We start from the raw sequence: 9,506 nt of genomic DNA on the forward strand, positions 1-9,506 counted from the left end.
TTGTGTTCTTGAGGTCATATTGGTGTTGTGGTGTTTTTTTTTTTCCAAGCAGAGGACGGCGTCGGATGTAGGGGTCCGTCTCGGGGACTCGAAGATGGGTATAAGACCCCCGCAGCTGACCGCCCCGCCGATTCGTTGAGTTGCGGCGTGTTGTTGTTATGGCATGCCGCATAACAACAACACGCCGCAACTCAACGGAGGGGTTAGCACTTCCAGACGGGGAGGCAGGCGAAGCTCTTCCAGTCGCCGGGGGTGTTGACCAGGTAGCCGATGACGTAGCCGGTCGCACCCTTGTAGGTGATCTTGGCGTACATGTCCCCGGCGAGGTTGGCGTCCCTCGGGTGCCGGTAGTACGCGCCCTTCTCCTGGCAGCGGACGGCGACCAGCTCGCCGTTGTTGTCGGTCATGGTCGCGACGAGTTCGCCCTTGGCGTTGGCGTCGGGCGTCGGCCTGATGTAGGCGTCGGAGTTGCCGTTGCGCTCCACCGGGTAGTTCACGGCGGGACCGGTGAGCGCGGCGGTCAGGGTCGCGGCCGAACCGGTCCCGGCGCCGTTCGTGGCCGTGAGCGTGAAGGTGTAGCGGCCGTTCGTGTACACGCCGCCGAGCCTCGCGGACGTGGCGGCGCCCGTCACGGAGCCGCTGACCGGGCCGGTCCAGGCGAGCTTGTAGCCGACCGCTCCCCCGCCCGGCGGCGGGCTCCACGCGACCTCGGCCCCGGCCGCGGTGGCCTTCGCCTTCAGGCCGGTCGGCGTGCCCGGCGTCACGCAGGGCCGGACGGGGTCGCTGGCCGCCGACACCTGCTCGCGGGTCCGGCCGCGGGCGTCCCGGTAGCGGACGGCGACGCGGAACCGGTACTCGCGCCCGCAGTCGCCACCGCTGACCGTGAACGTGAAGGGTCCCGCCCCCTGCCGGATCGCGGACGGGCTCGCGGTCAGGCCGGACGGGACGTCCTTCAGCACGTACCCGATGACGCCGTCGCCCTGCGCGGGCTGGAAGTCGATCCGCATCGTGCCCGAGCCGGGCGTGACCGAGATGTTGGACGGCGCGCTCGGCGGTTCGCCGGGGCCCGGCGGCGTCGGCCGCTGGGACGGCTGCCGCGGGGTGCGGGGCGGCGGCGGGGCCTCTCCGCCGCCGGGCAGCGGGATGGGCCGGCGGTTCTGGCCGCCCGGCACCCGGTCCTTGTACTTGTCGACGCCCTTCCCTGCGCCCTCCCGGTCGATCACGACGGCGTGCGGACCGGACGGGTCGTTCGCCCACAGCATCCCGTCGCGGACGAAGACGTCCAGCCTGGACGGCCGTCCGGCCACCGGGACGGGCTTCTCGAACCGGTTCTCCGCCGCGTCGTACACGAGCAGCGCGCCGGCGGTCTCGTCCGGGATGTACACCTTCGCGCCGAGCATCTGCGGCGGCCGGTACCGGTGCTTCGGCATCGCGAGCCGCGTGCTGGAGTACCGTCCGGTGTCGGTGTCGACGGTGACCAGCGACCCGGCGCCCGGCACCAGCAGCGGGACGGTCTTCCCGTCGGTCGCGGCCGGGGCGAGGACGCCGCCGCGTCCCGCCTGCTTGACGGTCGTCGGCAGGCTCACCGTGAGCTTCGCCCCCGACGACTTGACGACGGTGGCGGTCGCGGCGGTCGAATTGGTGACGACCGGGTCCCCGGCCGCCATGGTGAGCGCCAGGCTGTCGCCCGCCTCGCCGACGCGGACGGGCGGCTGGAGGCGGCCGTCCTTGAACGCGGCGGCCTCGCCCTTCTGCGCGACCGGCACCCAGAGCGCGCCGCGCGCGTCGATGCCGGCCTGCCCGAGGATCGGCGGCAGCGTCGCGGGCGCGCCGACCGGGGTCAGGGCGACCGGGTCGATCTCCTGCACGACGCCCTTGACCGAGTCGACCGTGTACGCCTTCCCGGCCCCGGCGAGGACCTGGATGCCCTTGCCGAGCGGGCGGCTCGTCCCGATGTCCAGCTGGGCCGGGTCGAGCCGGCTGACGACGCCGGTGTCCAGGTCGACGATCAGCACCGTCCCGCCGTCCTGGACGATCTTGATGTTGTGGCCGCGCATCTGCGGGATCACGCCGGTCTTGCCGTCGACCTTGCCGGCCGGCCCGTTGACGTGCACGACGAGGCCCTTGCCGGCGGCGGTCAGCCAGGCGCCGACGTCGGCGAGCCGGTACTTGGCGCTCGCGACGCCCACCCCGTAGACGGCGGCGGCGATGACGAGCACGCCGACGAGCCCGACCGCGACCTGCCCCGTCAACCGGTCACGCCGGAACAAAGACCCCAGAAATGCCGCACGCACGCGCGTTCACCTGCCCCGTTTGCACGGAAACCGTAGTGGTCCCGCCGCGCGGCCGCCCGGGTTTTCCCGGATAGATCAGACTTCGCGAATCGCGTCGGTGAATGTCGGAACGGTTATGTTGCGTCCGGATATGACCACGATGGGGCGGCCGGTGATCCGGACCTGACCGGCGAGAACGACGGCGACGCCCGCGGCGCCCGCGCCCTCGGCGACGAGCCCGTGCTCGTGGAAGAGCCAGCGCAGCGCCGTCCGGATCTGGTCATCGGTGACCGACGTCAGCTCGGCGGTGTCCCCGATGACCTCCGGGGTCACGCAGCCGGGTTCGAGGTTGCCGGGCAGGCCGTCGGCGAACGTCTCGCCGACCTCGACCTCGACGACCCGTCCGGCCGATACCGAGGCGTACACGCCGCGCGACACCGCCGACTCGACGCCCACGAGCCGCACGTCCCCGCGTTCGCGCGCCCAGAGGCTGAGCCCGGCGAGCAGCCCGCCGCCGCCGACCGGCGCGATGACCGTGAGCGGGCCGTCCGCCTGCCGGTCGAGTTCACGTCCGATGGTGCCCTGGCCCGCGATGACCGCCGGGTCGTTGTAGGGCGAGACGTAGTGGCCGGGCAGCGTCATCGCGTGCGCCTCGGCGTCGTCGTAGGTCAGCCCGTGCTGGACGAGCCGCACCGGGTACGCGCCGATCTTGTCGACCTTGACCTGGGACGCCCGTGTCGAGACGACCACGGTCACGTCCGCGCCGGCCTTCGCGGCGGCGTAGCCCATGCCGAGCCCGTGGTTGCCCGCGCTCGCCGTCACCGCCGGGACGCCGTCCGGAAGCGCCGCGACGGCCGCGAGCGCGCCGCGCACCTTGAACGCGCCGGTCGGCTGGAACGTCTCCAGCTTCAGCAGCGCGCCCTTCACGAGACCGGACGGGACGAGCGGCGTGGGCGCGAGCTCGGCGGACACGGCCCGCCAGGCGCTTTCGAGATCATCCCGGCCGGGCGCACGGACGGCGCGCACCGTCACGACCGCTCCCCGTCCGTCTCGTCGATCCGCTCATGGAGGCGGCCGCGGATCTCCTCGGGCGTGTAGGCGCGGCGGCGCCGCTCGGACCGCACGATCACGGCACCGGTCGCGGCGACGCCGAGGAAACCGGCGATGCCCAGCGCCTTCCACAAGCCCAGGCCCTTCAACCATCGCATGGGGCTACCGTATCGATCATGCCTGGTACGAGCATCTCCCTCGACGAGGCCGCCGAGCTGACCCGCACCGGGGACGTGTGGCTGTTCCGCGGCCGGACGGTCGCCGACCGCGCGATCCAGATGACGACGAACAGCCCCGTCAACCACGTCGGCATGGCGCTGGTCATCGACGACCTGCCGCCGCTGATGTGGCACGCCGAGCTGGGCCGGTCACTGCGGGACATGTGGACGGGCGGGCACCACCGGGGCGCCCAGCTGCACGACCTGCGCGAGGCCGTCCTGCTGTGGGGCAACCGGTACGGGCAGCGTGCGTGGCTGCGGCAGCTCGACCCGCCGCCGTCCCGCGCGATGGAGGACGCTGCGCTCCGCGCGGTGGCCCGCCTGGACGGCACCCCGTTCCCGTCGACGTCGAAGCTGGCGACGCGCTGGCTGCGGGGCCGCGTACCCATCCGCCGTCCCGCCGAGCGCGACATGGATCTGGAGACGGCGTTCTGCGCGGAGATCGTCGCGGTGACATACCAGGCGATGGGCCTGCTCCCGAAGGGCCGCCGCCCGAACTGGTTCGACCCCGGCCGCTTCTGGAGCGGCGACGACCTGGCGTTGGAAACAGGCGCGATCCTCGGCGGCGAGATAGCGGTCAGCGTCCCGCCGCCCTGACGGCCCGGAGCCCCGTCAGGACGGAGGCTGAAGCCGGGCGTCTCTTAGTGATCTTGGGTGGAGGCGGCGGCGGAGGCGGTGGAGGCGGCCGGTCTTGGCGGTGACCAGGCGTCCTAGCTGGTCGGTGTGCTGCCAGGCCTGGTCGGCGGCGTGCGGGTCGGGGTGGGACGCGGCGAAGCGGGTGTGGTTGACCAGGTCGGCGAGCGGGCGCAGGTGGTCGTGGGCGGTTTCGCCGATGGTGGACGTGCCGAAGTGTGCGACCTCGTGTGCCGTGAGCGTCTTAGCCGTCGACAGGCCGATATCCGCCAGGTGGTCGAGCGCTTGGTGCCAGGCGCCGGTGATGCGAGCGGCGGGGGTGCCCGTCCGGCGGCGTCGTTTACGCAAGGCCGGGGCGAGGAGAACGGCGCACAGGTAGCCGATGGCTAGCGCGCCTACGGCGGTTGAGGCGAACACCCACCAGGGTGTGGGCGACTCTTCGGCGGGGGCCGGTTTCTGTTGTTCTTGTGTCGTTTTGGTCGGGCCAGGGTCGCGTTGCTGGGAGGCCGCGCTCTTCTGCGCCTGCTCTAGCTTCTGCTCGGTCTGCCCTGCCGCGACGCCGCCGTTGTTCTTGGAGGGGCGTGCGCCGTCCGGGAGCGGGTTGAAGCGGATCCAGCCGAGGCGGTCGAACTTGATCTCGGGCCACACCATCACGTCCCCGGAACGGACCTGGACGGCGTCGCCCACGCGTCGGCCGCCCTCGAACCCCACGACGACGCGGGACGGGAGATCGAGCGTCCGGGCGAGCAGGGCGTAGGCGGTGGCGAAGTGCTCGGGCGTGCCGCGCCTGCCCTGGCCGAGGAAGTGGTCGATCTGCCGGTAGCCGTGGCCCGGCGCCGCGGTCACGTCGTACCTGGCGTAGATCTTGAGGTAGTCGGCGAGCATCGCGGCCTTCTGCAGCGGTGTCCGCGCGCCCTGCGTCGCCGCCTGCGCGAACCTGCGGAACTCGGCGAGCTGGACGGGCGGCTTCTTCGCGCCCGGCCCCCAGGGCAGTTGCCGTGCGGCGTCCGCTTCGGGGTCGGTGGCGATGCCCGCGCCGGCCAGGTCGTCGGCCGTCCACTCGGGGACGACCGATTTGATCCGGTAGGTCTGGCCGGGGCGGAGGGGCTGCGCGGCGGCGAGGGCGCCGCTGCCGGGGTCGACGACGACGGGGAGGCCGTCCACCTGCCGGGGGCGGTCGGGCGCCGGGACCCACACGCCGGCCAGGTCGCGGTTCGGGATGCGCTGGGCGATCTGGTGGCTCTTGTCCGGCTCCGGGCCTTCGGGCACGCGGCTCCCGGTGGGGACGAACCGGGCGGTGGACGACCAGGTCACGCCGTCGAACCTGGCCAGGACGGCGAGCCGCTCGGTGGCGGTCTGCTTCGAGCCGACGGTGAACATGACCTGGCCGGGGTTCAGCAGCCAGCCTCCGACGCGGTCGAGCGGACTGACGCCGTCGCGCTGCTGGGGCGGCGGCGCCTGCACCTGCTCGCGCGGGTCGTAGGGGGCGGCGCTGACCGGGACGAATCCGCCGGCCACGAACGCCAGTGCCCCGAGGACGGCGGCGGCCGGTATCCCGGCTGCGAGCGGGCGCCAGGACGCTTCGGGGCCGTCCGCGCGGACGATGATCAGCACCGCGATGAGGACGACGGTCGCGGCGGCAAGGGGCATGTTCGATCCGGGGCCGTCCACGCCGAGGAGGAGCGCGACCGCCCAGACGCCGAGCGCCGGGGCGGCCGGGGCCGCGCGCAGCGAGGTCCGGAGCGCGAGTTCGGCGGACGCGAACGCCGCGAGCCACACCGCCACGCTGACCAGGACGAGGAACTCGGGCTTGGCGGGCGCGGGCAGCAGCGTGGTCAGGATCGCCTTCCACGAGCTGAGCACGCCCTCACGGAGCGTCTGCGGCAGCGTCCCGTCAGTGAGGGCCGGGCGGAGGACGGTGAGCGACACCGTCCCGGCCCAGGCGAGCACGGTCAGGACGAGCGAGATCCACAGCGGCCACGGGCGCTTCTTGCGCGGGCCTGACAGCAGCCCGGCCAGCAGCGTCGGGACGACCGCCGCGACGGCCGCGACCGGGATGACGGGGCCGAGTCCGAAGACGCGCTGGAACGACAGGCCCGCGACGGCGGTCAGGCAGGCCGTCACGGCGAGCGGGACGTAGCGGGTCATCGGGTCCGCCGCCACGATTCCGCGAGGCCGTCCAGGTCCGCCACGTCGATCACCTGGACGCCGGGCGGCGCGGACGCGGGCCCGGCCGGCCTGACGCGCAGCACCACGACCCGGTCGAACCGGGACCTGACGGACGCGATCCGTCCCATCTCGGCATCGGCGTTCGTGATGACGACGAGGGAGCCGCCCGCGCGCACGCTCCGCACCGCGTCAACGGCCGACCGCGTGCCCTCCTCCGTCGCGGCCGAGGTGAGCGCGTCGAGCAGGACCTCCATGTCGTCGGGCCCGCCTCGGATGGCGCATAGGGGGCCGCCGCCGGTCAGGACCCGGACGGGGAAGCCCGCCGACGCCGCCCCGGCGACCACGGACGCCGCCGCGTCCACGGCCAGTTCGAAGTCGTCGAGCTCCGGCCACGCCGCCGCGCGCGCCTCCAGCACGACCGTGGTCGTCGGCAGGCTCGCGTCCACCAGGCGGCGGACCATCAGCGTCCCGGTTCGGGCGGACGACTTCCAGTGGATGTGGCGCAGTTCGTCCCCGATGACGTACTCGCGCAGCGCATGGAACGTCGCCGTCCCCGCTGGCGACCGGTCGCTCGTCGGCCCGTCCAGGTGGTGGGCGCGGCCGGACGGCAGCACCGGCAGCCGCACCGTCCGCGGCCGGACGAGCAGCACCCGCGGCTCGCCGTACTCCCGGACGCGGCGGGCCAGCCGCAGCGGATCGGCCCGCACCAGCCGCAGCGGCCCCACGGGGATCTCGCCGCGCCGTGCGGTCGGCAGCTTGTAGGTGACCGTGCGCTTGCCGCCCGACCGCAGGCGCGGGACGTCGACCGCGACGTCGGCGGGTCCGGCCGCGTCCTGCGCGCTGAGTCCCCGGACCGCGCGTCCCTTGTTGGCCAGGTGCAGGACGCCGACGGCGGGTTCGCCGCGCTCGACCTTCGCGGGCGCGATCTCGCGGCTGACCTCCAGTTTCGGCTTCGGCAGCGTCCACAGCAGCGCGCCGCCCACCGCGGCGAGCCCGGCGACCGCGAGCGCCGCGGGCTCCGGGTAGCCGAGCCACCAGCCGGCCGCGTACAGCGGCACCGAGACGGCCGCAGTCCCCCATCCCAGCGGCGTCAGCACCTCAGACCCCGGCCGCCTGCGGCGTCGGCACGTTCTGCAGCACCGCGCCGACCACGTCGGCGCCGGTCCGGCCGCGCAGCTCGGCCTCAGGCGTCACGATCAGCCGGTGCGCGATGACCGGTACGGCGAGCGCCTTCACGTCCTCGGGGACGAGGTAGGAGCGACCGGCCGCCGCAGCCCGCACCCGCGCCGTGCGCAGCAGCGCGAGCCCGGCCCGGGGGCTCGCGCCGAGCCGCAGTTCGGGATGGTCGCGGGTCGCCGCGACGACCCGCACCAGGTAGTCGTGCAGCGGCGCCGCGACGTGCAGCCGCTGTGCGAAGTCGATCGCGCGGGCGAGGTCCTCGCCGCCCAGCACGGGCGGCAGCTGGTCGAGCGTCACGCCGGTGGGCGCGCCGGCGAGCAGCGCCACCTCGGCGCGGTGGTCGGGGTAGCCCATCGAGATCCGCATGAGGAACCGGTCGAGCTGCGCCTCCGGCAGCGGATACGTGCCGTCCATGTCGACCGGGTTCTGCGTGGCGATGACCATGAACGGGCGCGGCACCGGATGTGGGACGCCCTCCACGGTCACCCGGCGCTCCTCCATGACCTCCAGCAGCGCCGACTGCGTCTTCGGCGAGCCCCGGTTGATCTCGTCGGCGACCGCGAGGTTGGCGAAGATCGGGCCGGGGTGGAACTCGAACGCGTTCGTCCCCTGGTTGAAGATCGAGACGCCGGTGATGTCGCTGGGCAGCAGGTCGGGGGTGAACTGGATCCGCGTCCACTGCGCCTCGACCGACGCCGCCATCGCCCGCGCCAGCGTGGTCTTGCCCACGCCCGGGACGTCCTCGACGAGCAGGTGGCCCTCGGCGAGCAGGCAGATCAGCGCAAGCTCGATCTTGTCCCGCTTGCCGCGCACGACCCGCTCGACGTTCCCGGCCAGCGCCGCGAAAAGCTGCGCGAACCGCCCGGCCAGCGCGTCCGCTTCCGTCCCCGTGTGCTCGCTCATCCGCCCCGGACCCCCGTCCCTGCCGACGCGAAGGCACACTAACGGCAAAACGGGCGGCAGACTGCAAGATCCTCGAACATCGCCCTGATCCAGGACGAACCGAACGCGAACGGTATCCCCGGCGTCCTACTGTTGGGCGACGCGACGACGGACTCCGAGGTGGACGTGGAAAACGTGAGCATCACCGACATGTGGAACCGGCTGACGGAATCCCAGCCGGACCCGCCGCTGTGGCTGGTCGGCCTCGTCGGCCTCATCGCCCTCGCCTCGGTGCTGCACGGCCCCACCTGGCGGATCGCGCGCAACACCGTCACGATCGCGCACGAGGGCGGGCACGCGCTGATCGCGCTGCTCACCGGCCGCAAGCTGGACGGCATCAAGCTGCACTCCGACACCTCCGGGGTGACGGTGTCGCGCGGCAAGCCGCACGGCCCCGGGATGATCTTCACGGCGCTGGCGGGCTACGTGACGCCGCCGCTGCTCGGCCTCGTCTTCGCGCTGCTACTCGCCGCGGGCCGCATCACGCTGATGCTGTGGTTCTCCCTCGCGCTGCTGGCGGCGATGCTCATCATGATCCGCAACGCCTACGGCGCGCTCTCGGTGGTCGCCACCGGCGCGGTCATCCTCGCGGTGTCCTGGCTGGGCAGCGCCACCGTGCAGGCCGGGTTCGCCTACCTCGCCGCCTGGTTCCTGCTGCTCGCCGCGACCCGGCCGGTGATCGAGCTGCAGCGGATGCGCGCCCGGCACATGGCGCCGAGCTCGGACGCCGACCAGCTCGCCCACCTCACCGGCGTCCCCGGCCTGGCCTGGGTCGGCCTGTTCGCCGCCACCGCCCTGCTCGCGCTCCTCGCCGGCGGCGCCCTCCTCGTCCCCGACGTCTCGGTTCCCGACCTCCCCGTCCTGCCCGGCCTCTGACAGAGATGATGTAGATGAGCGCCTCCCGGCGGGGTCTGACCCAGCATCTGACTGACTTCGGGTCTTCAACGGGATCTGTCGGCCTTGGCCGGGAGGCGCTCATGTGCACTCACCGGACGTGGCGTTGTGACTTCATAGGAGCCTGGCTAGAGGCCCCATCTCTGTC

General features: G+C 73.1%; 8 protein-coding genes. 2 read left to right on the plus strand and 6 right to left on the minus strand.

The genetic code is table 11. The features are described 5' to 3' along the window. Positions 1 to 203: 203 nt before the first annotated feature. The 3 genes from HUX53_RS08105 to HUX53_RS08115 form a co-directional block, all read right to left on the minus strand. The gene (locus HUX53_RS08105) at positions 204 to 2,252 is read right to left on the minus strand and encodes a fibronectin type III domain-containing protein (protein WP_176402539.1); all 2,049 of its coding nucleotides are present in this window, start codon (positions 2,250 to 2,252) and stop codon (positions 204 to 206) included. A 117-nt stretch (positions 2,253 to 2,369) separates the two neighbouring features. Next, positions 2,370 to 3,305 carry a threonine/serine dehydratase gene (locus HUX53_RS08110; protein WP_176402540.1) on the minus strand — a complete coding sequence of 312 codons (936 nt, stop codon included), beginning with the start codon at positions 3,303 to 3,305 and terminating at the stop codon, positions 2,370 to 2,372. Beyond that, positions 3,302 to 3,481: a hypothetical protein gene (locus HUX53_RS08115; RefSeq protein ID WP_176402541.1), complete on the minus strand. Its 180-nt coding sequence runs from the start codon at positions 3,479 to 3,481 to the stop codon at positions 3,302 to 3,304. Before HUX53_RS08115 ends, HUX53_RS08110 begins: the two co-directional genes overlap by 4 nt. 18 nt (positions 3,482 to 3,499) lie before the next feature. On the opposite strand from HUX53_RS08115, the gene HUX53_RS08120 reads away from it, so the two are divergent. Beyond that, complete coding sequence (locus tag HUX53_RS08120; RefSeq protein WP_176402542.1) at positions 3,500 to 4,138, plus strand: hypothetical protein; 639 nt, start codon at positions 3,500 to 3,502, stop codon at positions 4,136 to 4,138. A 15-nt stretch (positions 4,139 to 4,153) separates the two neighbouring features. Here HUX53_RS08120 and HUX53_RS08125 read toward each other — a convergent pair whose 3' ends face one another. From HUX53_RS08125 to HUX53_RS08135, 3 genes are read right to left on the minus strand one after another with little or no spacing between them, the layout of a single operon-like run. Then, complete coding sequence (locus HUX53_RS08125; protein WP_176402543.1) at positions 4,154 to 6,322, minus strand: DUF3488 and transglutaminase-like domain-containing protein; 2,169 nt, start codon at positions 6,320 to 6,322, stop codon at positions 4,154 to 4,156. Then, positions 6,319 to 7,440: a DUF58 domain-containing protein gene (locus HUX53_RS08130; protein WP_176402544.1), complete on the minus strand. Its 1,122-nt coding sequence runs from the start codon at positions 7,438 to 7,440 to the stop codon at positions 6,319 to 6,321. Before HUX53_RS08130 ends, HUX53_RS08125 begins: the two co-directional genes overlap by 4 nt. A 1-nt stretch (position 7,441) precedes the next feature. Then, on the minus strand, positions 7,442 to 8,425 hold the full coding sequence (locus tag HUX53_RS08135; protein WP_176402545.1) for a MoxR family ATPase: 984 nt from the start codon (positions 8,423 to 8,425) through the stop codon (positions 7,442 to 7,444). Positions 8,426 to 8,614: 189 nt separating this feature from the next. Here HUX53_RS08135 and HUX53_RS08140 point away from each other — a divergent pair, with 189 nt between their 5' ends. Beyond that, positions 8,615 to 9,340 (plus strand): M50 family metallopeptidase, encoded by a 726-nt coding sequence (locus HUX53_RS08140; protein WP_176402546.1) that lies wholly within the window; start codon positions 8,615 to 8,617, stop codon positions 9,338 to 9,340. Positions 9,341 to 9,506 lie beyond the last annotated feature (166 nt).

This window comes from Actinomadura sp. BRA 177 (assembly GCF_013372625.1).
Taxonomy (GTDB): Bacteria; Actinomycetota; Actinomycetes; order Streptosporangiales; family Streptosporangiaceae; genus Spirillospora.